Genomic DNA, 23,617 nt, shown 5'->3' with positions numbered 1-23,617 from the left:
CACAGCCCATGATGTTCGCGATTGGCATTGTGCTGTTCGCGCTGGCCATCCTCGTCTCGGTGGCCCTGCACGAGTGCGGGCACATGTGGGTCGCCCGCGCCACCGGCATGAAGGTGCGCCGGTACTTCGTCGGTTTCGGGCCCACCCTGTGGTCCACCCGGCGGGGGGAGATCGAATACGGCCTCAAGGCCGTGCCCCTGGGCGGCTTCTGCGACATCGCCGGGATGACCACGGTCGAGGAACTGGACCCCGACGAGGCCGACCGCGCCATGTACAAGCAGGCCGTCTGGAAGCGCGTCGCGGTGCTGTTCGCGGGCCCCGGCATGAACTTCGTCATCTGCCTGGTTTTGATCTACGGCATCGCGCTGGCCTGGGGTCTGCCGAACCTGCACCCCGACACCCGGGCCGTCGTCGGCGAAACCGCTTGCGTCGCACCCGAAGTGAGCCCCGGCAAGGTGGCCGAGTGCACCGGACCGGGTCCGGCGGCCCTGGCCGGGATCCGTCCCGGCGACGTCGTCGTCAAGGTCGGTGACACCAAGGTGTCCACCTTCGAGGACATGGCGGCCGCGGTCCGCAAGCTGCACGGCAGCGTCCCCGTCGTGGTCGAGCGCAACGGCACGCCGATCACCGCCTACGTCGACGTGACGCCCACCCGGCGCTACATCACCAAGGGCGAGGGGGCCAAGCCCGAACCCGCCACGGTCGGGGCCATGGGCGTCGGCGCGCAGCGGGTTGCGCCGACGCACTACAACGTGCTCACGGCGGTTCCCGCCACCGTCGCCTTCGCGGCCGACCTGACCGCGGAGGTGGGCAAGGCGCTCGTCACGATCCCGACGAAGGTCGGCGCCCTGGTGCACGCCATCGGCGGCGGGCAGCGCGACCCGCAGACCCCGATGAGCGTCGTGGGGGCCAGCATCATCGGCGGCGACACCGTCGACCACGGGCTGTGGGTGGCGTTCTGGTTCTTCCTGGCCCAGCTGAACCTGATCCTGGGCGCGATCAACCTGGTGCCGCTGCTGCCCTTCGACGGCGGGCACATCGCCATCGCGGTCTTCGAAAAGATCCGCAACATGATCCGGTCGGCCCGCGGCATGGTCGCGGCCGCGCCCGTGAACTACCTCAAACTCATGCCGGCGACGTACGTGGTGCTGGTGTTCGTGGTCGGGTACATGCTGCTGACCGTCACCGCGGATCTGGTGAATCCGATCAGGCTCTTCCAGTGATCAACCAAAGGAACCGATACCAGTGAGCATTGGCCTGGGCATGCCGGACGCTCCGGCGCCCACGCTCGCCCCCCGGCGCAAGACGCGGCAATTGATGGTCCGCGACGTCGGGGTCGGCAGCGACTATCCGATCTCGGTGCAGTCGATGTGCACCACCAAGACCCACGACGTCAACTCCACGCTGCAGCAGATCGCCGAGTTGACCGCGGCCGGCTGTGACATCGTCCGGGTCGCCTGCCCGCGTCAGGAGGACGCCGACGCGCTGGCCGAGATCGCCCGGCACAGCCAGATCCCGGTGATCGCCGACATCCACTTCCAGCCGAAGTACATCTTCGCCGCCATCGACGCCGGCTGCGCGGCCGTGCGGGTGAACCCCGGCAACATCAAGGAGTTCGACGGCCGGGTCGGCGAGGTCGCCAAGGCCGCGGCGGCGGCCGGCATCCCGATCCGCATCGGGGTCAACGCGGGCTCGCTGGACAAGCGGTTCCTGGAGAAGTACGGCAAGGCCACGCCCGAGGCGCTCGTGGAGTCCGCGCTGTGGGAGGCCTCGCTGTTCGAGGAGCACGGGTTCGGCAACATCAAGATCAGCGTCAAGCACAACGACCCCGTGGTGATGGTCGCCGCCTACGAGCTGCTGGCGGCCAAGTGCGACTACCCGCTGCACCTGGGCGTCACCGAGGCCGGTCCCGCGTTCCAGGGCACGATCAAGTCCGCGGTCGCCTTCGGCGCACTGTTGTCGCGGGGCATCGGTGACACCATCCGGGTTTCGCTGTCCGCGCCGCCGGTCGAGGAGGTCAAGGTCGGCAACCAGATCCTCGAGTCGCTGAACCTGCGGCCGCGCCGCCTGGAGATCGTGTCCTGCCCGTCGTGCGGTCGCGCCCAGGTCGACGTCTACACCCTGGCCAACGAGGTCAGCGCAGGCCTGGACGGCCTCGAGGTGCCGCTGCGGGTCGCGGTGATGGGGTGCGTCGTCAACGGTCCCGGCGAGGCCCGCGAGGCCGACCTCGGCGTCGCGTCCGGAAATGGCAAGGGGCAGATCTTCGTTCGCGGCGAGGTGATCAAGACGGTGCCCGAATCTCAGATCGTCGAGACGCTGATCGAAGAGGCCATGCGAATCGCAGCTGAAATGGAAGCCGATCGCGGAACAGATGCGAGCGGTTCGCCTGTTGTGACCGTAAGCTGATAGGGGCCGGCGCCCTTTCGCCGGTCCCCGCTTCGCACCACAGAGAGTTCGCACGATGTCGGCTCCGCCACTCTTCCGCCTTGCCGGCGACCGACGAGTGTCCGTGGTGCGCGACGCCGCCGCGGTGTGGCGCGTCTTCCACGACGACCCGGTGGGCTCGTGCATGGTCGCGGCCCGGGTCGCCGACCACGGCATCGAACCGAACGCGATCGGCGGCGAGCTGTGGACGCGCAGCGGCGTGGCGGAGTCGCTGTGCTTCGCCGGCGCCAACCTCATCCCGCTGCGCGGTGCGCGCGACGACCTCAACGCGTTCGCCGACGAGGCGATGAGCGGGACCCGGCGCTGTTCGTCGCTGGTCGGCAGGGCCCACCTGGTGATGCCGATGTGGGAGCGGCTGGAGGCGGCCTGGGGTCCGGCGCGCGACGTCCGCGACAACCAGCCGCTGATGGCGCTGTCCAGCCATCCCAGCTGCGACATCGATGTCGAGGTGCGCCAGGTCCGCCCCGACGAGCTGGACGCCTACCTGGTGGCCGCCGTCGACATGTTCATCGGCGAGGTGGGCGTCGACCCGCGGCTCGGCGACGGTGGCCGCGGCTATCGCCGGCGGGTGGCCAGCCTGATCGCGGCCGGCCGGGCCTGGGCCCGGTTCGAGCACGGCGAGGTCATCTTCAAGGCCGAGGTGGGGTCGCAGTCCCCGGGCGTCGGACAGATTCAGGGCGTTTGGGTCCACCCCGAGTGGCGCGGCCGGGGCCTGGGCACCCGCGGCACCGCGACCGTCGCCGCCGTGACAGTCGGAAGCGGGCGGATCGCCAGCCTGTACGTGAACAGCTTCAACACGGTCGCCCGCGCGGCCTACGCCCGGATCGGCTTCGCCGAGGTCGGCACCTTCGCGACGGTGCTGCTGGACTGAGACGCGTCCTGGGCCGCGGCCTGCCAGCCGGCGAATGCCCGGCTGCGCGGGCAGTGACGCACCAACGCCCGGCTGGCCGGGCGCTCGGTATCGGGCGATCAGCCTCGGGCGCATCACGATTGCGTCTCGGTGTGTCGGCGTTGGTGTGACGACCACCCGCATAACATCTGTACCAATGGTCACAAAAACCCCACTGGTATCGGGCGCGGCGGCTCTGCTCCTCGTCGCGGCCCTGGCCCTGCCCGGCTGCACCCCGCGGCCTGACGGTCCGGGACCGGCGGCCGAGAAGTTCTTCGGCGCCCTCGCGATCGGCGATACCGCGACCGCGGCCCAGCTCAGCGACGACCCCAACGAGGCCCGCGCGGCGCTCAACGCCGCCTGGGCGGGATTGCAGGCCTCCCACCTGGACGCGCAGATCCTCAACATCAAGTACGCCGAGGACACCGGCACGGTCAGCTACCGCTTCACCTGGCACCTGCCCAAGAACCGCACCTGGGCCTACGACGGCCAGCTGCGGATGGCGCGCGACGAGGGGCGCTGGGAGGTGCGCTGGGCCGCCAACGGGCTGCACCCCAAGCTGGGGGAGCACCAGACCTTCGCGCTGCGGTCCGACCCCCCGCGGCGGGCCTCGGTCAACGAGCTGGGCGGCAGCGACGTGCTGGCGCCGGGCTACCTGTACCACTACACGCTGGACGCGACCCAGGCCGGTCCGGCGCTGATCGGGACCGCCCACGCGGTGGTCGACGTCCTGCACCCGTTCAATGACACCCTCACCGATCCCCAGCTGCTGGCCGAGAAGGCCAGCTCCCGCACCGACCCCCTGGACCTTGGGGTGACGCTGCACCCCGACGACAACGACAAGGTGTTTCCCGCCATCGGCCGGTTGCCCGGCATCGTGGTCACGCCCCAGGCCGACATGCTGCCGACCGACCCGCATTTCGCGCCGGCCGTGATCGGCGCGGTGAAGAAGGCCGTGATCGACCAGCTCGACGGCCAGGCCGGCTGGCGCGTGGTCAGCGTCAACCAGAACGGTGTCGACGTCGCAGTGCTGCACGAGGTCGAGGGAGCGCCGGCGCCGTCGGTCTCGATCACCCTGGACCGGTCCGTGCAGAACGCCGCCCAGCACGCGGTGGACACCCGGGGCGGCAAGGCGATGATCGTCGTCATCAAGCCGTCGACGGGGGAGATCCTGGCCATCGCGCAGAACGCCGGGGCCGACGCCGACGGCCTGCTCGCCACCAACGGGCTCTTCCCGCCCGGGTCGACGTTCAAGATGGTCACCGCCGGCGCCGCCGTCGAGCGCGACATGGCCACGCCCAACACGATGCTGGGCTGTCCCGGCCACATCGACATCGGGCACCGCACCATCCCCAACTACGGCGGCTTCGACCTCGGCGTGGTGCCCATGTCGCGCGCGTTCGCCAGCTCCTGCAACACCACCTTCGCCGAGCTGAGCAGCAAGCTACCGCCGCGTGGCCTGACGCAGGCGGCCACCCAGTACGGGATCGGGCTCGACTACCAGGTGGAGGGCATCACGACGGTCACCGGCTCGGTGCCGCCGACGGTGGACCTCGCCGAGCGCACCGAGGACGGCTTCGGCCAGGGCAAGGTGCTGGCCAGCCCGTTCGGCATGGCCCTGGTCGCGGCCACCGTCGCGGCGGGCAGGACGCCGGTGCCGCAGCTCATCGCCGGGCGGCCGACGGCGGTGGACGGCGACTCCACCCCCATCTCGCCGAAGATGGTCGACGCATTGCGTCCGATGATGCGCCTGGTGGTGACCAACGGGACGGCCAAGGAGATCGCCGGGTGCGGCGCGGTGTACGGGAAGACCGGGGAGGCCGAGTTCCCCGGCGGCTCGCACTCCTGGTTCGCCGGCTACCGCGGCGACCTGGCGTTCGCCTCGCTGATCGTCGGGGGAGGCAGCTCGGAATACGCGGTCCGCATGACCAAGGTGATGTTCGAGTCGCTGCCCCGGGACTTCTTGGCGTGAGCGGTCTCCCGGCCTCGCGTCAGCGGTAAATTGCGGGGGTGGGCGAAACATCCGGAGGCGACATGGTGGCCGCGCCGTCGGCGCTGCGCGTTTCCGACGCCGACCGCAACGGCACCATGCGGCGGCTGCACAACGCCGTCGCGCTCGGGCTGATCGACATCGACGAGTTCGAGCAGCGTTCGTCGCGGGTCTCCTACGCGCGCACCAGGGGCGAGCTGGACGGGCTCGTCGACGACCTGCCGGGCCCGGGCGCCATCGTCACCTCCGCGGCCGACAGGGTGGAACTGCGCGGCTGGGCCGGCTCGCTGAAGCGTCACGGTGAGTGGATGGTGCCGACGCGGCTGGCGCTGGTGCGCCGAATGGGCTCGGTCGATCTCGACCTCACCAAGGCCCGCTTCGCCGGGCCGGTGGTCGTCATCGAGCTCGACATCCGCCTCGGGTCGGTGGACATCCGGTTGCCGGAGGGCGCCAGCGCCTCGATCGACGACGTGGAGGTGTACGTCGGCAGCGCCAGCGACCGTCGCAAGGACGCCCCGGGCGAGGGGCGCCCGCACGTGGTGGTGACCGGCCGGGTGGTCGGCGGTTCGGTGACCATCCGGGGACCGCGCCGGTCGCTGCTGCGCCGGCACCGGCCCTGACGCGGCCGCCGGCGCCAACCGAGCCCCTGCCGTCACACCGGCACCGGCAGTCTCACGAGTCCCTGGCCCGGGCGGCGCATGTTGTGCCCGCCTTCGAGCGACAACTGGCCGTAATCGGGCACCGCGCCACCGACACCCGGCCGATTGTCGCTCGAAGGCGGGCACAACGAGTGCCCGGTCCGGTCGGGGGCCAAAGTGGCCGGTGTGATGAACGAGCGCGCGGCGAGCGGAGCAACGCGCCGGCCGTCGAGCCCCACTAAGCTGGCGGCATGGCTACCCGCACCGCGCTGTCCCCCGGAGTGCTGTCCCCGACTCTGCCGGTGCCCGGCCGCATCCCCCGACCGGAATACGTCGGCAAGACCACCGCCCAGGAGGGCAGCGAGCCCTGGGTGCAGACGCCCGAGGTGATCGAGAAGATGCGCGTCGCCGGACGCATCGCGGCCGGCGCGCTCGCCGAGGCCGGCAAGGCCGTCGCGCCCGGGGTGACGACCGACGAACTGGACCGCATCGCCCACGCGTACATGGTCGACCACGGCGCCTACCCGTCCACGCTGGGCTACAAGGGCTACCCCAAGTCGTGCTGCACGTCGCTCAACGAGGTGATCTGCCACGGGATCCCCGACTCGACGGTGATCGAGGACGGCGACATCGTCAACATCGACGTCACCGCCTACATCGACGGGGTGCACGGCGACACCAATGCCACCTTCCTGGCCGGCAACGTTTCCGAGGAGCACCGGCTGCTCGTGGAGCGCACCCACGAGGCCACGATGCGCGCGATCAACGCCGTCAAGCCGGGGCGTGCGCTGTCGGTCGTCGGGCGGGTCATCGAGGCCTACGCAAATCGCTTCGGCTACAACGTCGTTCGCGACTTCACCGGCCACGGCATCGGCACCACGTTCCACAACGGCCTGGTGGTCCTGCACTACGACCAGCCGTCGGTCGCGACGATCATGCAGCCGGGCATGACGTTCACCATCGAGCCGATGATCAACCTCGGCGGCCTGGACTACGAGATCTGGGACGACAACTGGACCGTGGTCACCAAGGACCGCAAATGGACCGCCCAGTTCGAGCACACCCTGCTGGTCACCGACACCGGCGTCGAGATCCTCACGCTGCCTTGAGGTCGCGGCGAGCCCGGTGAGTGGTGCGCTGCTGGTCGCGGGCACCAGTTCCGACGCGGGCAAGTCCGTGGTGGTGGCCGGCCTGTGCCGGTTGCTCCGGCGAAAGGGTGTTCGCGTCGCGCCGTTCAAGGCGCAGAACATGTCCAACAACTCGGTGGTCACCGTCGAGGGCGGCGAGATCGGCCGGGCGCAGGCGATCCAGGCCCGGGCGGCGGGGCTGGAGCCCAGCGTGCGGTTCAACCCGATCCTGCTGAAACCCGGGGGCGACCGGACCTCGCAGTTGGTGATCCGAGGCCGCGCCGCCGACACGGTCGGCGCCGCCGACTACTTCGCGCACCGCGACCGGCTGGCCGGGATCGTCGAGGCGGAACTGGCGGGCCTGCGCGCGGAGTTCGACGCGGTGATCTGCGAGGGGGCGGGATCGCCGGCCGAGATCAACCTGCGGGCCACCGATCTGGCCAACCTGGGCCTTGCCCGCGCGGCCGACCTGCCGGTGATCGTGGTCGGCGACATCGACCGCGGCGGCCTGCTGGCCCACCTGTTCGGGACGGTCGCGGTGCTCGACCCCGACGACCAGGCGCTGATCGCCGGCTTCGTGGTCAACAAGTTCCGCGGGGACCCCGCGCTGCTCGAACCCGGACTGCGGCAACTGCAGGCGATGACGGGCCGCCCCACCTACGGGGTGCTGCCCTACGCCGACGACCTGTGGCTGGACGCCGAGGACTCGCTGTCGGTGGTCGCGCACCGTGTCGTCGGCGCGCCCGCCCCGCCGCGCGGGCGCGAGTGGCTGCGCGTCGCAGCGATCCGGCTGCCGCGGATCTCCAACTCCACCGACGTCGAGGCGCTGGCCTGCGAGCCCGGGGTCCTGGTCCGCTGGGTCGCCGACCCCGCCGACCTCGCGGACGCCGACCTCGTCGTGATTCCGGGCAGCAAGGCCACCGTGGCCGACCTCGCATGGCTGCGCGAGCGCGGCCTGGCCGCAGCGATCGCCGACCACGCGCGCGCCGGCAAGCCGCTGCTGGGCATCTGCGGGGGATTCCAGATGCTGTGCCGGCGCATCGACGACCCCGTGGAATCCGGGGCCGGCGAGGTCGTCGGGCTCGGGCTCCTGGACGCCGACATCGCCTTCGACGAGAGCAAGACGCTGCGCCGCTGGGGCCGGCCGCTGGCCGGGTACGAGATCCACCACGGCCGGGTCTCCCGCTGCGGCGAGGACGCCTGGTTCGACGTGGACGCCGAACCGCAGGGCGTGCGCCGCGGCGAGGTCTTCGTCGTCGCCGCCGACACCGACGTCGCGGCCCGGCGCGACGCGCAACTGGACACGATCGCCGACCTGCTGGCGTCCCACCTCGACGTCGCCGCCGTGCTGGGCCTGCTCGACGGACCACCCCCGCGGCGCCCCTGTGTCGCGATTGGTCTGCGGCCCTGAGGCGTTCGCGGTGGGGTAACGTGCGAGAGTGCCCTCGATGATGACCACGCTCGACGGGTTGGCCGTGCCGGTCGCCGTAGGCGGTCCCGAAAAGGGCGTCGTCGTCCTCCTTCTCGGCGACGAGCACCGCTCGCCGCACGCCTACGACGGGGTGTGCGACCGGCTGCACACCGCCTCGTTGCGCACCGTCGTGGTCGGCTTCGACCCGCGGCTGACCGCCAAGTCGGTGGTGGGCATCCTCGACGCGCTGGGCATCGGGTGGGCCGTGGTGGTCGGCGACCGCGCCGGCGGCGAGCTCGCGTGGGAGCTGGCGGCAACCAGGCTGGGCCGGTTCGTGGGCCTGGTGGTGATCGATCGCGGGCATCCGCGGGTGGCGAACACCGAGGGCGCCGTCGCCGACGAACACTGCCCCCCGGTCGAGGTCGGCACCACCGCGCTGGTCAGCTCGCCGGCGGCGCGCCAGGTCGCCCGCGACAGCGACCGGTTCGTCTACTCCGACTACCGCGTCGTCGAGCTCGGCGGGCGCAACCCGCAGGAGTCGACCGCGCAGTTGGCCGCCGAGATCGTGTTGCGCACCAGCAGCTGGTAGCGGCTCCTGGTTGACTAGCCTGCATGGTTCGCAGGGAGAGCACCGAAGGCGCGGACGGCCCCGCGGCCCCGCTGCCGCTGGCCGCACTCGACCAGCTGGTCGGCATCGGCGAGGTCGACACCGTCATCGTGGCGTTCACCGACATGCAGGGCAGGCTCGTCGGCAAGCGGGTCTCGGCCCGGCTCTTTGTCGACGAGGTCGCCGCCCACGGCGCCGAGTGCTGCGCCTACCTGCTGGCCGTCGACGTCGAGATGAACACCGTGGCCGGCTATGCGATGTCGAGCTGGGACACCGGCTACGGCGACATGGTGATGACGCCCGACCTCTCCACGCTCCGGCTGGTGCCCTGGCTGCCCGGCACCGCCCTGGTCATCGCCGACCTCGCCTGGGGCGACGGCACCGCGGTGGCGGCGGCCCCGCGCGCGATCCTGCGCCGCCAGCTCGACCGGCTGGCCGGGCGCGGATGGGTCGCGGACGTGGCCACCGAGCTGGAGTTCCTGGTGTTCGACCAGCCCTACCGGCAGGCCTGGGCCGACGGCTACCGCGGGCTGACCCCGGCGAGCGACTACAACATCGACTACGCGGTGCTGGCGTCGTCGCGGATGGAACCGCTGCTGCATGACATCCGGCAGGGGATGGTCGGCGCCGGCCTGCACTTCGAGGCCGTCAAGGGCGAGTGCAACAGGGGCCAGCAGGAGATCGGTTTCCGCTACGGCGAGGCCCTGATCACCTGCGACAACCACGCCATCTACAAGAACGGCGCGAAGGAGATCGCGGACCAGCACGGCAAGAGCGTGACGTTCATGGCGAAATACGATGAGCGCGAAGGCAATAGCTGTCACATCCACCTCTCGCTGCGCGACCGCGACGGCTCCGCGGTCTTTCCCGACGCCGCCCGCCCCCACGGCATGTCGGAGACCTTCGGCTGCTTCGTCGCCGGGCTGCTGGCCACGCTGCGCGAGCTGACGTTGTTTCACGCGCCGAACATCAACTCCTACAAGCGGTTTGCCGACGGCAGCTTCGCGCCCACCGCCGTGGCGTGGGGTTTGGACAACCGCACCTGCGCGCTGCGCGTGGTCGCCAACTCCGGCCACCCGATCGGGTCGGCCGAGTGGGAGGCGGCCCACGTCCGTGACGTGCTGACGTTCTACGCCGCGAGCCCGGAACGCTTGTGCGGCAAGCAGATTCCCGTCGCGGGCGGCCTGGACGTCACGTTCAACGAGCCGCTCGGCGTGGTCGGGGTGATCACGCCGTGGAACTTCCCGATGATGATCGCCTCCTGGGGCATCGCCCCGGCCCTGGCCGCCGGCAACGCGGTGCTGGTCAAACCCGCCGAGTGGACGCCGCTGACCACGATCCGGCTCGGGGAGCTGGCGGCGCAGGCCGGGCTGGACCCCGATCTCCTGCAGGTGCTGCCGGGCGCGGGCGGTGTGGTCGGGCAGCGGTTGGTGACGCGTCCCGAGGTGCGCAAGATCGTGTTCACCGGTTCCACCGTGGTGGGCAAGGCGGTAATGGCCGCGGCGGCGGCCGACGTCAAGCGGGTGACGTTGGAACTCGGCGGCAAGAGCGCCAACATCGTCTTCGCCGATTGCGACCTGGAGCGGGCCGCGGCGACCGCGCCGGCCGGGGTGTTCGACAACGCGGGCCAGGATTGCTGCGCGCGCAGCCGGATCCTCGTGCAGCGCAGCGTCTATGACCGCTTCATGGGGCTGCTGGAGCCGGCGGTGCGCGGTGTCGTCGTCGGGGACCCACGATCACGGGACACCGAGATGGGCCCGCTGGTGTCGGCCGAGCACCGCGCCAAGGTCGCCTCCTACGTGCCCGACGGGGCGCCCGTCGCGTTTCGCGGCACGGCGCCGTCCGGGCCCGGATTCTGGTTCCCCCCCACGGTTCTCACCCCGGCGCGCACCGACCGCAGCGTTCGCGAGGAGATCTTCGGCCCGGTCGTCACCGTGCTGCCGTTCGACGACGAGCCCGACGCCGTCGCGCTGGCCAACGACACCCCCTACGGGCTGTCGGGATCGATCTGGACCGACGACCTGTCGCGCGCGCTGCGGGTATCGCGGGCGGTCGAATCCGGCAACCTGTCGGTGAACTCGCATTCCTCGGTCCGCTACAGCACCCCGTTCGGCGGCTTCAAGCACTCCGGGCTGGGGCGAGAGCTCGGCCCCGACGCGCCGCTGCAGTTCACCGACACCAAGAACGTGTTCATCGCGATCCGAGAGGAGCCCTGATGGATCTCACCCGACGGCTGGCGGGCAAGGTGGCCGTCGTCACCGGCGGCGGCGGCGGCATCGGGCTGGCCGCGGCGCGGCGGATGCACGCCGAGGGCGCGAACATCGTGGTCGCCGACGTCGACGCCGAGGCCGGTTCGGCGGCGGCCGAGGAGCTGTCGGGGGTGTTCGTGCCGACCGACGTGTCCGACGAGGCGGCGGTCAACGCGCTGTTCGACGCCGCCGCCGCGGCCTACGGCTCCGTCGACATCGCGTTCAACAACGCCGGCATCTCACCGGCCGACGACGACCTGATCGAGAACACGGAACTGCCTGCCTGGCAACGGGTTCAGGACGTCAACCTGAAGTCGGTCTACCTGTGTTGCCGCGCGGCGCTGCGGCACATGGTCCCCGCCGGCAGGGGTTCGATCATCAACACCGCGTCGTTCGTCGCGGTGTTGGGGTCGGCGACCTCGCAGATCTCCTACACCGCGTCCAAGGGCGGGGTGCTGGCCATGTCGCGCGAGCTGGGCGTGCAGTTCGCGCGCCGGGGCATCCGGGTCAACGCGCTGTGCCCGGGACCGGTCAACACCCCGCTGCTGCAGGAGCTGTTCGCCAAGGACCCCGAACGAGCCGCCCGCCGCCTGGTGCACGTGCCCGTGGGGCGCTTCGCGGAGCCCGGCGAAATCGCTTCCGCCGTGGCCTTTCTCGCCAGTGACGACGCGTCTTTCATTACGGCGTCGACGTTCCTGGTGGACGGCGGGATCAGCTCGGCCTATGTCACCCCGCTCTAGGGCCGAGCCGACCCTACGCGACCGTTCCGCGGTAGACGGCGGGAGGCGTGGCCGCCGCCGACCAGACTTGGGGCACCGACAACGCCCCGATCGACGCCGAGCGGCCGGCCCTCGCCCCGATCGGCGCCCCATCAGCACCACCCCGGTTCGGGAAGAGGCAGCGCAGTGCGGCCGCCTTGTTGAGCGAATTCAGGTGACTGATCGCGATCCCCGACGGCGCACTCAGCGAGCTGAGCCTCGACAGCGGCGCCGTCACCGGCGACAGGGACACGTCGAACGACGCGAGTGGTGACACCGAAACCGCCAGCAGCGCGTCGGGGATGGCCGCCATCACCCGCCGGCCGCTCGACACGACCTCGGGCGCGGACGTCAGCCGCCATGGGCCTGACCCGTCGCCGTGCACCCGTCCCGCGCTGGGCGGCGGGGCGAACGGCGCCAGCGGCGAGACGTCGGCGCAGGCGCGGGCGTAGGCGTACATGGCTTCGGCGTCCCGGGCCCACATTCGCTCGTAATCGGCCTCGGTTTGCGCGATCTGCGTGGCGCTTTGGCCCAGGCAGTTGGCGGCCGCGAGCGACGTTCGCCGCGTCCGGTTCGCGGCGATGACCGGCGGGGGCACCATCGCGGTCAATGCCGCACGGTGGGCGCGCACCGCCGCCGCGGCGTGGACGGCCGCGCTCTCGGCGTGCCCGGCGGCGGCGTGCAGCCAATCGGTGTAGGCCGCGGCGGATGCCGCCATTCCCCTCGTCGCGGGGTCCGTACACACCGCGTGCAGCTGTGCGGTCACCGCCCGATAGTCGGCCGCCGCCGCGCACAACCGGACAGCCAGCCGGTCCCACGCCGCAACGGCCCCGGCCAGCGATGTCGAGCCGGGCCCGTGGTACATGCGCCCGGAGTTGACCTCGGGCGGGAGCATCGCAAAATTCATGTGTATCTCTGCCTAACCGGGCGGTATGCGTCGTGCGTGAGAACGCGCGCGCTCTTTCAGAAATAGACCCGGGGGTTACGGACCCCGCTCGCAACGACGATCTGGCGCCGGTATTTCAGCAGCGGGCGATGCAGAGCCGCGTCACACTGATGTCGACGAAGCCGGTGGCGGCGGGCGCGTCGCAGCGATGGCCGATCGGCCGAACGGCGTTGGGTGAGGCCGACACCGGTGGCCAGGGCGCCAGGGCCGGCAACCGGGTCCATGACGCGGGCACCTGCCGCGTCATCCACATGCTGTGGAACGGCTTCTTGCCCGGTGCCGCGGGCCGCGGTGAAAACCCTTCTTTGTCAACGCTTGTCGATTGCGCGAGCGGATGGGCTTGGGGTTGCGCGGCGTTGACCGCCGGCTCGGGGGCGTTCTGGGTCCACGCCGCCGGCTCGGGCAATGCGGCGGCGGCAAACTGCGGTCGCAACGACGAACCCGCGACGAGGGCAATGAAAACGCCGATCGCGGCGACGATTGCGACGGCGGCCTGCCGTCGTCGGTCCTTGCCAGCGCCCCACGACATCACGGTGGCCCGACTGTACAACGCGATACTTGGGCCGCAAGCGGAGCTGGCTGTGAAAACGCTCAAAGTGCGGTGCGCGCCCGCGGCGGGCGGCGCGCCGGCGTCATCGCGGGCCGAACCGGGTCGAGCCGGTGGTCATCCCCAGACGATCAGCGGAATGGCCGTCTCGGCCGCGGTGGCCGCGCCGTGAAACCCGATGAGGCGGGCCGTTTCCGGAGGCTCGTGTCCGGTCGCCAGCACCGCGTCGGCGCCGGTGCACACCACCACGACGTCGCCGATCCGGGACAGGTGGGCCGGTGTGACCGGCCCGAACATCCCGCTGGCGACGGCCTGGTCGCGGCTGTACACCTCGGCGCGGCCGTCGAGTATTTCGGTCCAGGCGGCCCGCACATCGGATTCGGCCCCCGGCTCGGTGTGCAGGTAGCGCACCCGCGGCTCACCGGCGACCACCCGCACCCCGTCGCTCAGCCGGGGGTCGGCGTCGAGGTCGACGCGGGCGTCCTCGGGAACGTTGAGGCCGCCGTGGTCGGCGGTCACCAGCAGCATCGCGTTCGGTCCCAGCGTCTCGACCAGGCGCGTCAGGCCCGCGTCCACCCGCCCCGCCGCCTCATGCCACGCGTCGGAACCGACGCCGAAAACGTGCGCCGCGGTGTCCAGTTCGGCGGTGTAGCCGTAGACCAGACCCGGCGCCGCGGACAACTCGTCGGCCACCCGGAGGGCGTAATCGTCGGCCGGCCCGGTGGGGCGGAACTGCGCGCCGCCGTACGCGGCATCGGTCAGCCCGCTGCCGATGAACCACTCCGGGAGCACGGCGCGGGCGCTGAACCCGGCCCGTTCCAGCCGGGCGAACCAGGTGGGCAGCGGCTGCCAGACGGCGGGCAGGGGATCGTCTCGCCAGGTGATGTGGTTGAGCACCCGGTTTGTGCCCGGCACGTTGAGCGTGAAGCCCAGGATGCCGTGCTCGCCCGGCCGCGCGCCGGTGCCCAGCGACACCAGGCTCGTCGGTGTGGTCGAGGGAAAGGTGCAGGCGAGCTCCAGCAGCAGCCCGGAGTCCTGGGAGTCCTGGGCCAGCACGGCGGCGAGCAGTGGCGCGCTGCGGGCCAGTTCCGGCAGCAGGTGCCAGCCCATGCCGTCCACCAGCACGACGCCGACGCGGTCGATCCGGTCGACGTCGGCGGAGTCCGTCAGCGCGAGGGTGTCGGGGGCGCCGGGGAAGCCGAGCAGCGCCGCGGCGGCGGGCAGCACGTCGCAGATCGAACCCGGCACGCTGGCCAGTGTGACACGGTGCAGGGCTAGACGCGCGCCAGTCGCTGACTGGTCAGCCGCAGCTGGCGCTCGGTGCTCTCGGCCAGCGCGGCCATCTGCCGCGGCGACAGCCGGCCGCACAGCCGGTCCCAGTGCACGGCCACCCGATCACCCGCCGCCACGTCGGGCACCGCGCTGTAGCCGTCGGCCCAGATGTCGAGCACCCGCGGCGAGTGTTCGGACAGCGTGAGCGCGCGGCCGTCCCACGCCAACCTTCGGCACGATACCTCGACCCGTTCGCCGGAGACGGAAACCACTGTGCCCCAGGTGATCCGGCAGTTGTCGAGGACACCGAGCGGATGTTCGTCCATGCCGCGCCCCAGGAATCGGGTCCAGGGGTAGACGCCGAAGACGTGGAAGTTGTGGTTGGGGCTGGCCTCGTCGGCGAGGTCGGGGGTCAGATGCGACCAGTAGTGGCCGGCCTGGGGGCCGATGATGTCGAGCAGCGCGGGGTAGAAGGCGTGCGGGTCCACCTCGGCGCCGCGGCCGCCGCCGAGCCAATACGATTCGACGAGTTCATAATCCAGCGGGTCGGCGATCCCGGTGAGCCGGGCCAGCACCTTCAGGTAGGGCCAGGCCCCGGAGAAGCGGCGGGCGGCGGCGCGCACGTCGTCGGCCGAGCCGCTACGCAGGGTGGCGCCCAGGGGCGGGCCGCAGTAGCCCAGCGCGTTGGGGGCGTACGCGTAGCGGGCGAACATCTCCACGCCCCTTGGCCAGCCGAGTTCGTCGCGCGTCAAGGGCGACCCACGAGTTTCGCGGCGTCGCGGTGCATGCGGCCGAAGTTGTAATAGGCCGCGCACGCGCCCTCGGGGGAGACCATGCAGGTGCCGATCGGCGTCTCGGGGGTGCAGGCGGTGCCGAACACCTTGCATTCCCAGGGCTTGAGCACGCCCTTGAGGACCTCGCCGCATTGGCAGGCCTTGGGGTCGGCGACGCGCACGCCGGGCATGGTGAAGCGCAGTTCGGCGTCGAACCCGGCGAAGTCGTCGTGCAGTCGCAGCGCGCTCTGGGAGATGAAACCCAGTCCGCGCCACTCGAAGTGCGGGCGCAGTGCGAACACCTTGCCCATCAGCGCCAGCGCGGCGGGGTTGCCGTCCTCGGGCACCACCCGTTTGTACTGGTTTTCCACCTCGCAGCGTCCCTCGCGGATCTGGGTGAGCAGCATGGCCACCGCCGCCAGGATGTCCAGGGGCTCGAAACCCGCCACCACCAATGGTTTTCCGTACACCGCCGGCACGAACCGGTAGGGCCGGTTGCCGACCACGGTGGACACGTGGCCCGGCCCGATGAACCCCGACAGCCGCAGGTCCGGTGACTCCAGGATGGCCTTGATGGGCGGCACGATCGTGACGTGGTTGCAGAACACGCTGAAATTGGTCAGCCCCATCTCGCGGGCGCGCACCAGCGTCACCGCGGTGGAGGGCGCGGTGGTCTCGAACCCGATCGCGAAGAACACCACCTGCTTGTCGGGGTTCTCGACCGCCAGCTTGAGGGCGTCCAGCGGCGAATAGACGAACCGCACGTCGGCCCCCCGGGCCTTGGCGTCAAGCAGGCTGCCGCTCGAACCCGGGACGCGCATCATGTCGCCGAAGCAGGTGAAGATCACGTCCGGCTGGGAGGCCAGCCACATCGCGTCGTCGATGCGGCCCATCGGGATCACGCACACCGGGCAGCCGGGCCCGTGCACCAGTTCGACGTTGTCGGGCAGCAGGTGTTCGATGCCGTGCCGGTAGATGGTGTGGGTGTGCCCGCCGCACACCTCCATGAACTTGAACACCTCGCCGTCCCCGGCCTGGTGTGCCAGATGTTCGATGGCGGCGAGCAGCTTGCGGGCCGCGGCCGGATCGCGGAATTCGTCAACGAATTTCATGGTGTCCCCCTGCTCAGATGATCGCCGAGGAGTCGAAGGCTTCCAACTCCGTGGCGTAGGCGTCGCCCAGTTTCTGGATGGCGGCCAGGGTGAGCAGCGCCTCGGTTTCGTCGATCTTGGCCATCGCGAACCCGACGTGCACCAGCACCCAGTCGTTGGGCGCGGGCAGGTCGTCTTCGAGCAGCCGCACGCTGATGGTGCGCTGCACCCCGCCGACGTCGACCTTGGCCAGATAGTTTGCGGCGTCGGTGATTTCCACGATCCGCCCCGGAATGCCCAAACACATGTCAGCCCATCTCCTCTCGCCACGCCCCTCAGCAGATTCGCGGCAATGGGTCACCGACGAGCATGTCGACGATCCGGGTGCCGCCGAACCCGGTTCGCAGCACGACAGTTTCGGCCGGCTCGGCCACGATCTGGCCGACCTCGGCCGCCTCGGCGCCCAGGGGATGCGACCGCAGCGCGGCCAGCCCGGCCTGCGCCTCGTCGGGTGCCACGACGGCGACGAACTTGCCCTCGTTGGCCACATACAGCGGGTCGATGCCCAGCAGCTCGCACGCCCCGGTCACCATGGGCGCCACCGGAAGCCGCTCCTCGTGCAGCAGCACGCCGAGCCCGCAGGACTGGGCCAGCTCGTTGCACACGGTGCCCACCCCGCCCCGGGTGGCGTCGCGGAGCCACCGCGTCGACGGCGCCGCCGCCAGCAGCAGCTCCACCAGCGGGCTCAGCGACGCGGTGTCCGAGGCGATGTCGGCCTCGATCGCCAGGTCACCGCGGGCCAGCATGACCGCCATGCCGTGATCGCCCATCGTGCCCGACAACAGCACCCGGTCGCCGACGCGCACCGAGCCCGCCGACAGGGCGCGTCCGGCGGGGATCACCCCGGCGCCGGTCGTGGTGACGAACATCCCGTCGGCCGCCCCCTTGGGCACCACCTTGGTGTCCCCGGTGACGATCTGCACGCCGGCGACCGCCGCCGCGGCCGCCATGTCGGCCACGACCTCCCGCAGCTCCGCGATCGGGAACCCTTCCTCGAGCACGAACGCCGCGGACAACCACGACGGCACGGCCCCGACCATCGCCAGGTCGTTGCAGGTGCCGTGGACCGCGAGCGCGCCGATCGACCCGCCGGGAAAACGCCGCGGCGACACGACAAACGAGTCCGTCGACATCGCCACCCGGTCACCGCCCGGCAGCGTCATGACCGCGCCGTCGCCCAGCGACTCCAGCAGCGGGTTGCGGAACGCCTCCACGAACACCGCGTCCACCAGCGCCGCCGACGCCTTGCCCCCCGCCCCGTGCGCCAGCGTCACGTGGTCGTCGACCAACCGGGGGCGGCGCCGGCGGAACGACTCGATCCGCTCGATCACCTCGCCCTCGGCGAACCGCGGGCCCGACGCCAGGTAGTCGCCCGGTGACGTGCTCATGCGGCCCCCGCATCCTCGTCGCCCAGGCGTTCGTGGACCGCCAGCCACAACCGATACCCGAGCAGCGCCTGGGCTTCCTGGATCCGGTGCACGCTCTGCGACCGAACCACGAAGCACGCGTCGACGTGCGGGCTCTGCGCGAAGGCGCCGCCGTCATACCCGGCGAAGCCGACGGTGAACAGTCCGCGCCGCCGCGCCTCGGCGAGCCCGGCCAGCAGGTTGGGCGAATTGCCGCTCGTCGACATCGCGATCGCGATGTCGCCCGCCGCCGACCGGGCGATCAGTTGCCGGGCGCGCTGGGCGGCCGCCAGGGCCCGGTCCGACCCGCAGACCCGTCCGGTCGGCGACGAAAACCACAGGGAGGGACCGCATTCCGGGCAGGCGATCGGCTGCGCGTGGAAGCGGCGATCGGCCGGGTCGTGGTATTCGGTGGCGCAGCGCCGGCACATCGTGAACGCCGCCATGGTGGTGGCCGGGCGGTCGTAGGGCAACTCGCGGATGATGGTGAACCGCGGTCCGCAGTTGGTGCAGGTGATGAACGGGTGCCGATGGCGCCGGTCGCGCGGGTCGAACAGCTCGCCGACGCAGTCACCGCACACGGCGACGTCGGGCGGGATCGGCGTGCTCGGCCCGGAAATCGTCCTGCTCGCCACGATCCGGAATCCGCGGTCGCCAGTGCCGTCGGCCGGAACCTCGACGACCCGGATGCCGTCGATCCGCGCCAGCGGGGGCGCCTGCGCGCGCAGCCGGCGGACGAACTCGCTCACCCGCTCGCGCGCGCCCTGCACCTCGAGGAAGACCGCGCCCGAATCGTTGCCGACGAACCCGGCCAGGCCCAGCTCGCCCGCGATGCGGTGCACGAACGGCCGAAAGCCCACCCCCTGCACGACGCCGGTCACGGTGACGCGCTGCCGCACCTCGGTGTCGGGCGGCCCCGATCGCAGCAGCAGGGGGGATCGCGTCACCTCAGCCGTCCTCCGGCGCGGTACGGCCGCGGCCCATCAGCTCGAGCCCGGCCATCGCCTGCTCCGCCCCGGCGCGGTCTGTCTTCTCGACGGCGAAGCCCATGTGAATGATTATCCAGTCACCGGGGGAGAAGGTCTCATCCGGCAGCATGCCCACGTTGATCTTGCGCGGCTCGCCGGTGACGTCGACCAGCGCGAGTTGCCCCTCGTAACCCTCCAGCATCCGGATCACCTGACCGGGAATACCAAGGCACACGGGTCAGCGCTCCTCTCGCGCGGCGGAGGACTGCAGCGCGCTGACGATCTCCTCGACGGCGCGCACGGCCCGGGGAACCGCCCTGGCCACGGGCTCGCTCAGGCCGATGCCCTCCTCGACGCTGCCCGCCTCGCACCCCACGACCACGGTGTAGGGCGGCGTCCCGCCCAGGGCGCGCAGGCTGGCGAACACGGCGTTGGGGTCCATGCTGTGCGCGTCGAGCTCCGGCGCGCAGGCGGTTTCGGGGTCTTCGTCGCACTCGGCCTGGAACACGTGCAGCGTGCCCGGGCTGCCGCGGCTGGGCACCGCGTCGACGAGCACCAGCGTGTCCCACTCCTCGAGCAGGTCGTAGGCCAGGTGCATGCCGCGGATTCCGTAGTCCGTGACGCGGATTCCGGGGTCGTCGCGCGCGATACCCGCATGCCGGATCACCTCCGAGCCGAACCCGTCGTCGCTCAGGAAGATGTTGCCGATTCCGGCCACCAAGATGCGTGCCGTCATGAGCCGGCCGCTGGGGCTACATCCGCCTCAGCTTGAGGTAACGGCGGGCATCGGGCAGCGACACCACCCCCAGCCCCAGCGCGACCACCACCACCAGGGCGAGAATCGCGACGAATATCCAACCCATGATCTCCATGCCGAACTCCTTTCACGGCGGGCTGTGTTGTTCCTCGAGCGGCTCGAGCTCGTCGGGGGAGAAGTACAGGTAGCGCCCGTACCACTCGTGCAGTTCGGCGGCCGGGTCGTCGTCGACCACCACCGCGACGTGCTTGTTGCCCTCGACGTCGGAGTGCACCGACGTGACCCGGGCGGTCTTGCCGGCGACGAAGATGTCCTGCGCGTCGGCGTTGCGCCGGGGCCGCAGCCGCACCCGGCTGTCGCGGGCCACGCGGACACCGTTCACCAGCACGGCGTCGATTTCGGGACGAACGGCGTTGTCGGCCAACGGGTCCCACCAGTCGATGCCCTCGGGGATGTCGGGCACCAGGCCGGCCGACTCGGTCAGCGCGTGCGGGTCGCGCAGCACACCGTGCAGGCGCGCCATGTCCTGCGGCGACATCGCGTCGCACTGGTCGATGATCCGCGCGGCGCGGGGATCGGTCGCGCGCGCCTGCGCCTTCTCCGCGTCGGTCATCGTCATCACCCGCAGCGTGAGGATCTCGTCGATCTCGGTGCAGTCGAACAGGGCGGTGTTGCTCTGCTCGGCGACCTCGGGGTGGTCGTAGAGGATGATCGGCGAGATCAGCAGCATGTCCTCGGCGCCGGGCGGCCCGGCCAGCACGGGGAAGCAGCGGTGCTGGGCGCACCGCGACGCCGCGTCGGCCGCCGCGGGGCCCGGCTCGAGCAACGACACGAACCGGCCGCCGTCGACCTCGGCGATGATGTGGGTGCCGATCATCGACCGCGCGATCGCGTCGTCCTTGTCCCGCGCCGGATCGCCGACGTTCGAGAGCTTCACCGACACCCGGCGCAGCGCGCCGTCCGGCTCGCCGGTCACCTCGAGCACGCCGCGCACCGGGCGCCGTTCACGGACCAGCCGCCCGCCGTCGAGCAGGTGGATGTCGGTCGCCGTGTCGGCCTCCACCGGCAGCGTCCAGGACTGGGCTGGCGCGGCGCCGGCGAACTCCAAGGGCTCGAAGGGCACCTCGTATTCGACCGCCTCGTCCCAGGTCAGCCACGACCCGGCGGCGGTCGTCAGCTCGGCGACGAGCTCGTATCCCCCGCCGGGCAGGGCGCGCTCGGCCCGGCGGTGCTGCAACTGCAGGAACCGCACCACCAGGCGCAGCGCCCGGGCCCCGTCGACGAGGAACTGCGCCGCCAGGGCGTGGTCCTCGCCCAGGCCCGCTTCCGCCGCGCCGGGCGGCCCCAAAACCCCGAACTGCCAACGTGATTGGTTCTTGGTGGACGTGCCGCGGTACGGGTAGAGCAGGTAGCCCTCGTAGAGCACCGCGTCCGCGACGGCGCGGGCCCGGTCCCAGCTCGACGTCGGCGAAGCGGTCACCGCGCGGCCTTCAGGTCGGCGTCCAGCAGCGAGGTGATCGCGTGGTCGAGGTCGAGCAGGCCGTGTGCGGATTTGTATTCGGCCAGCGCCGCGATGGTCTCGTGGCTCAGCCGCAGCCAGCCCGCGTTGGGGTAGTGCCGGGCGATCAGGTCCCGCCACACCGCCACCGGCATGTCGTAGCGACACTCGCAGTCCCACGGCACCTGCTGGACGGAGAAGCCGCGCTCGGACTTGACGAAAATCGTTCCGCTGAAAAGGAATTGCAGCGGCAGCGCGCCGTCGCGCAGGGCGTGGGTGTACTTGGCGGCGGTGACCTCGAAATCGTAGGTGGCCTCCAGCGGCAGCGCGACGGTGGTGTTGCCGGTGAAACCGGGCACCATCGCGGTGCAGTGCTGCCACAGGAACGTGCGCTGGGTGTTGGCCCAGCGTTCGCGCGTGCCGAAGAGGTCGAGCAGCCCGGCGCCCTCCTCGTCGGAGTAGGACCGGCGGAGCGGCTCGATGCGGACCTGGCAGCGCAGGGCGACGGCGTGCACCGGGTCGCCGGCGGTGACGCCGACGCGGGCGGTCAGCACCGGGGTGACGGCGTATGGTTCGGGTGCCACGTCGAGGACGGCGAAGTCGATGTCGGTCATGGCGGTGTCCGTGGGGCGCTGGCGGCCCGGGAGGCGACCCGGGTGAAGAAGTCGTCGATGAACGCCCTGGCCTCCTGGCCGCCGTCGAAGCCGCGCCAGAGCATGCGCAACCGGCCGACGAACTCGTAGCAGGCGTCGATCGGGACGAGATAGGTGTGCGGCGAGGCGGATTCGTCGTTGTCGTCGTCGGGCACCCGGACCAGCAGCGCCTCGACGTCGTCGGCCAGCAGCCGCACCCGCGGGTCCGCGCCGGCGATGGCGTTCCAGGCCTCTTGCAAGGCGTGCGAGTCGATTTCCGACTCGCAGGCCCCGGCGGGGCCGGGATAGAAGGCGACGGTGCGTCCCAGCGCCGAGTTGCGGAAGAAGAAGGCGACGCCGACCGGGATCTGCAGGGCCTCCCAGGCGCGGCGGTCGAGCGCGAAATTCTCCAGCGCCAGATACCGGTCGGGCACCGAGCGGTAGCGCAGCTCGGCATCGGTGTCGGTGAACAGCAGGTAGCAGGCGCGGCAGACGCACATCAGTTGCCGCGCCGCCACATTCACCACGTGCTGGTGCTCGTCGACGATCGGCTCGGAGCACATCTCGCAGCGCTCCCCGGCGGGTTCAGGGGTTCGCCGGTTGCTCCGGATGCGGTTGAGCACCTCGTACGGGCTGGTCATGCGCCGACCCCCATCGGCACCGCCACCGATGGCGCGCCGTCGCGGTCCAGCAGCGGCAGCGGATCCAGGTGAGCCCCGGCCGAATCGAGGCCCGCGCCCGCACGCGCGACGTCGAAACGCGACCGGCACCGCGGGCAGCTCAGCACCGCGCCCCGCAATACCGCGCCCGCCAGCGTGTCGTCGCACTCCGGGCAGCGGTCGCGGTAGGCGTACAGCCGGCCGTCGACCCGGCAGGCGAGCACCGGCGCCCCGGCGACCTCGAAACCGGCGACCTCGCCCGGCCGCAGGTCGGCCAGCCCGGGGACCGGATGCCAGGAGGCGCCGCCCTGGCCGTGGGAATCCGTGTGCCCGTTGGAATGCAGGCGCGCCAGCAGCGAATCGGCGGCGATCACGGTGCTCGGCTCGACGGTCACGAGCTCGACCGAGGTGATCTCCGGGGCGGCCGCCCGGATCGCGTCCTGTACCGCCAGTTCCAGCGTCACCGCCGACGAGGGGCAGCTCTTGCAGCTGCCCGCGAAGGCCAGCCGGACGGTGTCCCCGGTGACCTCGATCAGCTCGACGTCACCGCCGTGCGAGCCCAGGTAGGGCCGCACCCGGTCCAACGCTTCGGCCACCCGGCGGTGCACGGCGTGCGGGTGCAGGCCGTGCACCAGGAGCAGGCTGGCCACCAGGTCGTCGGTGGCCAGCCGCTCGGCCAGGGCGGGGTCTGCGGCCTCCAGAAGGAGCGCCATGATCCGTTCCAGCCCGGCGCCGTAGAGCCCGACCACCTCGCGGACCAGCTCCTGGGCACGCTCATACGCGGCGGCCCCGCCGGCCGCGCAGGAATCCAGCAGCGTCTGGATCCGATCGCCCGCCGTGCGCCACTGCGCGTCCTGGGGAGTTCCCGCGGGTGTGTCCGGGCGATCCGCCATG

General features: G+C 71.3%; 23 protein-coding genes and 3 pseudogenes. 10 read left to right on the top strand and 16 right to left on the bottom strand.

Features of this window, described 5'->3' with window-relative positions; translation table 11 throughout:
- Positions 1–8 precede the first annotated feature (8 nt).
- The 10 genes from BN971_RS19155 (at position 9) to BN971_RS19110 (ending at position 12,096) form a co-directional block, all read left to right on the top strand.
- Positions 9–1,223: a M50 family metallopeptidase gene (locus BN971_RS19155; protein WP_085180797.1), complete on the top strand. Its 1,215-nt coding sequence runs from the start codon at positions 9–11 to the stop codon at positions 1,221–1,223.
- A 22-nt stretch (positions 1,224–1,245) separates the two neighbouring features.
- Positions 1,246–2,406 carry a flavodoxin-dependent (E)-4-hydroxy-3-methylbut-2-enyl-diphosphate synthase gene (ispG, locus tag BN971_RS19150; protein ID WP_085180798.1) on the top strand — a complete coding sequence of 387 codons (1,161 nt, stop codon included), beginning with the start codon at positions 1,246–1,248 and terminating at the stop codon, positions 2,404–2,406.
- Between the two features lie 55 nt (positions 2,407–2,461).
- On the top strand, positions 2,462–3,316 hold the full coding sequence (locus BN971_RS19145) for a GNAT family N-acetyltransferase (RefSeq protein WP_085180799.1): 855 nt from the start codon (positions 2,462–2,464) through the stop codon (positions 3,314–3,316).
- Between the two features lie 175 nt (positions 3,317–3,491).
- Entirely contained in the window at positions 3,492–5,306 is a 1,815-nt protein-coding gene (locus BN971_RS19140; protein WP_085180800.1) for a penicillin-binding transpeptidase domain-containing protein, read from the top strand.
- Positions 5,307–5,368: 62 nt separating this feature from the next.
- Positions 5,369–5,944 (top strand): DUF1707 SHOCT-like domain-containing protein, encoded by a 576-nt coding sequence (locus tag BN971_RS19135; RefSeq protein ID WP_085180801.1) that lies wholly within the window; start codon positions 5,369–5,371, stop codon positions 5,942–5,944.
- A 269-nt stretch (positions 5,945–6,213) separates the two neighbouring features.
- The gene (gene map, locus BN971_RS19130; RefSeq protein ID WP_085180802.1) at positions 6,214–7,071 is read left to right on the top strand and encodes a type I methionyl aminopeptidase; all 858 of its coding nucleotides are present in this window, start codon (positions 6,214–6,216) and stop codon (positions 7,069–7,071) included.
- Between the two features lie 16 nt (positions 7,072–7,087).
- Complete coding sequence (locus BN971_RS19125; RefSeq protein ID WP_090350450.1) at positions 7,088–8,500, top strand: cobyric acid synthase; 1,413 nt, start codon at positions 7,088–7,090, stop codon at positions 8,498–8,500.
- 37 nt (positions 8,501–8,537) lie between these two features.
- Positions 8,538–9,089 carry an alpha/beta fold hydrolase gene (locus BN971_RS19120; RefSeq protein ID WP_085180804.1) on the top strand — a complete coding sequence of 184 codons (552 nt, stop codon included), beginning with the start codon at positions 8,538–8,540 and terminating at the stop codon, positions 9,087–9,089.
- 23 nt (positions 9,090–9,112) lie between these two features.
- A complete protein-coding gene (locus tag BN971_RS26750; protein ID WP_090350448.1) occupies positions 9,113–11,323 on the top strand; it encodes an aldehyde dehydrogenase family protein in 2,211 nt (736 codons plus the stop codon).
- Positions 11,320–12,096 (top strand): 3-oxoacyl-ACP reductase, encoded by a 777-nt coding sequence (locus BN971_RS19110; protein ID WP_090350446.1) that lies wholly within the window; start codon positions 11,320–11,322, stop codon positions 12,094–12,096. Before BN971_RS26750 ends, BN971_RS19110 begins: the two co-directional genes overlap by 4 nt.
- Before the next feature lie 13 nt (positions 12,097–12,109).
- Here the strand turns inward: BN971_RS19110 and BN971_RS19105 are convergent, their stop codons facing one another.
- The 16 genes and pseudogenes from BN971_RS19105 to BN971_RS19035 all read right to left on the bottom strand — a co-directional run bounded on the left by BN971_RS19105 (position 12,110) and on the right by BN971_RS19035 (position 23,616).
- On the bottom strand, positions 12,110–13,021 hold the full coding sequence (locus tag BN971_RS19105; protein ID WP_085180808.1) for a PPE family protein: 912 nt from the start codon (positions 13,019–13,021) through the stop codon (positions 12,110–12,112).
- 115 nt (positions 13,022–13,136) lie between these two features.
- Positions 13,137–13,589, bottom strand: a complete 453-nt coding sequence (locus BN971_RS19100; RefSeq protein WP_090350445.1) for a hypothetical protein — start codon at positions 13,587–13,589, stop codon at positions 13,137–13,139.
- A 135-nt stretch (positions 13,590–13,724) separates the two neighbouring features.
- Complete coding sequence (locus tag BN971_RS19095) at positions 13,725–14,855, bottom strand: alkaline phosphatase family protein (protein WP_085180810.1); 1,131 nt, start codon at positions 14,853–14,855, stop codon at positions 13,725–13,727.
- A gap of 26 nt (positions 14,856–14,881) precedes the next feature.
- Positions 14,882–15,592: a DUF6390 family protein gene (locus tag BN971_RS19090; RefSeq protein WP_085180874.1), complete on the bottom strand. Its 711-nt coding sequence runs from the start codon at positions 15,590–15,592 to the stop codon at positions 14,882–14,884.
- A gap of 35 nt (positions 15,593–15,627) precedes the next feature.
- A complete protein-coding gene (gene hypD / locus BN971_RS19085) occupies positions 15,628–16,764 on the bottom strand; it encodes a hydrogenase formation protein HypD (protein WP_085180811.1) in 1,137 nt (378 codons plus the stop codon).
- A 13-nt stretch (positions 16,765–16,777) separates the two neighbouring features.
- Entirely contained in the window at positions 16,778–17,050 is a 273-nt protein-coding gene (locus tag BN971_RS19080) for a HypC/HybG/HupF family hydrogenase formation chaperone (protein WP_085180812.1), read from the bottom strand.
- A gap of 28 nt (positions 17,051–17,078) precedes the next feature.
- Entirely contained in the window at positions 17,079–18,191 is a 1,113-nt protein-coding gene (hypE, locus tag BN971_RS19075; protein WP_085180813.1) for a hydrogenase expression/formation protein HypE, read from the bottom strand.
- Positions 18,188–18,484, bottom strand: a pseudogene (locus tag BN971_RS26875) (phosphoheptose isomerase); the annotation flags it as partial. The gene hypE and the pseudogene BN971_RS26875, both read right to left, overlap by 4 nt.
- A pseudogene (locus tag BN971_RS19070) lies at positions 18,485–19,156 on the bottom strand (acylphosphatase); the annotation flags it as partial.
- A gap of 1 nt (position 19,157) precedes the next feature.
- Complete coding sequence (locus BN971_RS19065) at positions 19,158–19,412, bottom strand: HypC/HybG/HupF family hydrogenase formation chaperone (RefSeq protein WP_085180817.1); 255 nt, start codon at positions 19,410–19,412, stop codon at positions 19,158–19,160.
- 3 nt (positions 19,413–19,415) lie between these two features.
- Positions 19,416–19,913 (bottom strand): hydrogenase maturation protease, encoded by a 498-nt coding sequence (locus tag BN971_RS19060; RefSeq protein ID WP_085180818.1) that lies wholly within the window; start codon positions 19,911–19,913, stop codon positions 19,416–19,418.
- A 16-nt stretch (positions 19,914–19,929) separates the two neighbouring features.
- Positions 19,930–20,049, bottom strand: a complete 120-nt coding sequence (locus tag BN971_RS26745; protein WP_090350442.1) for a DUF6893 family small protein — start codon at positions 20,047–20,049, stop codon at positions 19,930–19,932.
- A pseudogene (locus BN971_RS19050) lies at positions 20,040–21,414 on the bottom strand (hypothetical protein); the annotation flags it as partial. The gene BN971_RS26745 and the pseudogene BN971_RS19050, both read right to left, overlap by 10 nt.
- Complete coding sequence (locus BN971_RS19045; RefSeq protein ID WP_085180820.1) at positions 21,411–22,046, bottom strand: DUF6084 family protein; 636 nt, start codon at positions 22,044–22,046, stop codon at positions 21,411–21,413. The pseudogene BN971_RS19050 and the gene BN971_RS19045, both read right to left, overlap by 4 nt.
- On the bottom strand, positions 22,043–22,705 hold the full coding sequence (locus BN971_RS19040; RefSeq protein WP_085180821.1) for a DUF5947 family protein: 663 nt from the start codon (positions 22,703–22,705) through the stop codon (positions 22,043–22,045). Before BN971_RS19040 ends, BN971_RS19045 begins: the two co-directional genes overlap by 4 nt.
- Positions 22,702–23,616, bottom strand: coding sequence for a NifU family protein (locus tag BN971_RS19035; RefSeq protein ID WP_085180822.1), 915 nt, complete (start codon positions 23,614–23,616; stop codon positions 22,702–22,704). Before BN971_RS19035 ends, BN971_RS19040 begins: the two co-directional genes overlap by 4 nt.
- Between the last annotated feature and the right edge of the window lies 1 nt (position 23,617).

Source organism: Mycobacterium bohemicum DSM 44277, from assembly GCF_001053185.1.
GTDB lineage: Bacteria > Actinomycetota > Actinomycetes > Mycobacteriales > Mycobacteriaceae > Mycobacterium > Mycobacterium bohemicum.
The sequence above is the reverse complement of the archived record's forward strand: the minus strand, read 5'-3'. Positions and strand labels throughout refer to the sequence as shown.

Coding starts and splice junctions, on each gene's coding strand:
- BN971_RS19155 (WP_085180797.1), top strand. CDS start 9: ATGATGTTCGCGATTGGCATTGTGCTGTTCGCGCTGGCCATCCTCGTC.
- BN971_RS19145 (WP_085180799.1), top strand. CDS start 2,462: ATGTCGGCTCCGCCACTCTTCCGCCTTGCCGGCGACCGACGAGTGTCC.
- BN971_RS19140 (WP_085180800.1), top strand. CDS start 3,492: ATGGTCACAAAAACCCCACTGGTATCGGGCGCGGCGGCTCTGCTCCTC.
- BN971_RS19135 (WP_085180801.1), top strand. CDS start 5,369: ATGGTGGCCGCGCCGTCGGCGCTGCGCGTTTCCGACGCCGACCGCAAC.
- map (WP_085180802.1), top strand. CDS start 6,214: ATGGCTACCCGCACCGCGCTGTCCCCCGGAGTGCTGTCCCCGACTCTG.
- BN971_RS19120 (WP_085180804.1), top strand. CDS start 8,538: ATGATGACCACGCTCGACGGGTTGGCCGTGCCGGTCGCCGTAGGCGGT.
- BN971_RS26750 (WP_090350448.1), top strand. CDS start 9,113: ATGGTTCGCAGGGAGAGCACCGAAGGCGCGGACGGCCCCGCGGCCCCG.
- BN971_RS19105 (WP_085180808.1), bottom strand. CDS start 13,021: ATGAATTTTGCGATGCTCCCGCCCGAGGTCAACTCCGGGCGCATGTAC.
- BN971_RS19100 (WP_090350445.1), bottom strand. CDS start 13,589: ATGTCGTGGGGCGCTGGCAAGGACCGACGACGGCAGGCCGCCGTCGCA.
- BN971_RS19090 (WP_085180874.1), bottom strand. CDS start 15,592: ATGTTCGCCCGCTACGCGTACGCCCCCAACGCGCTGGGCTACTGCGGC.
- hypD (WP_085180811.1), bottom strand. CDS start 16,764: ATGAAATTCGTTGACGAATTCCGCGATCCGGCCGCGGCCCGCAAGCTG.
- BN971_RS19080 (WP_085180812.1), bottom strand. CDS start 17,050: ATGTGTTTGGGCATTCCGGGGCGGATCGTGGAAATCACCGACGCCGCA.
- hypE (WP_085180813.1), bottom strand. CDS start 18,191: ATGAGCACGTCACCGGGCGACTACCTGGCGTCGGGCCCGCGGTTCGCC.
- BN971_RS19060 (WP_085180818.1), bottom strand. CDS start 19,913: ATGACGGCACGCATCTTGGTGGCCGGAATCGGCAACATCTTCCTGAGC.
- BN971_RS26745 (WP_090350442.1), bottom strand. CDS start 20,049: ATGGAGATCATGGGTTGGATATTCGTCGCGATTCTCGCCCTGGTGGTG.
- BN971_RS19045 (WP_085180820.1), bottom strand. CDS start 22,046: ATGACCGACATCGACTTCGCCGTCCTCGACGTGGCACCCGAACCATAC.
- BN971_RS19040 (WP_085180821.1), bottom strand. CDS start 22,705: ATGACCAGCCCGTACGAGGTGCTCAACCGCATCCGGAGCAACCGGCGA.
- BN971_RS19035 (WP_085180822.1), bottom strand. CDS start 23,616: ATGGCGGATCGCCCGGACACACCCGCGGGAACTCCCCAGGACGCGCAG.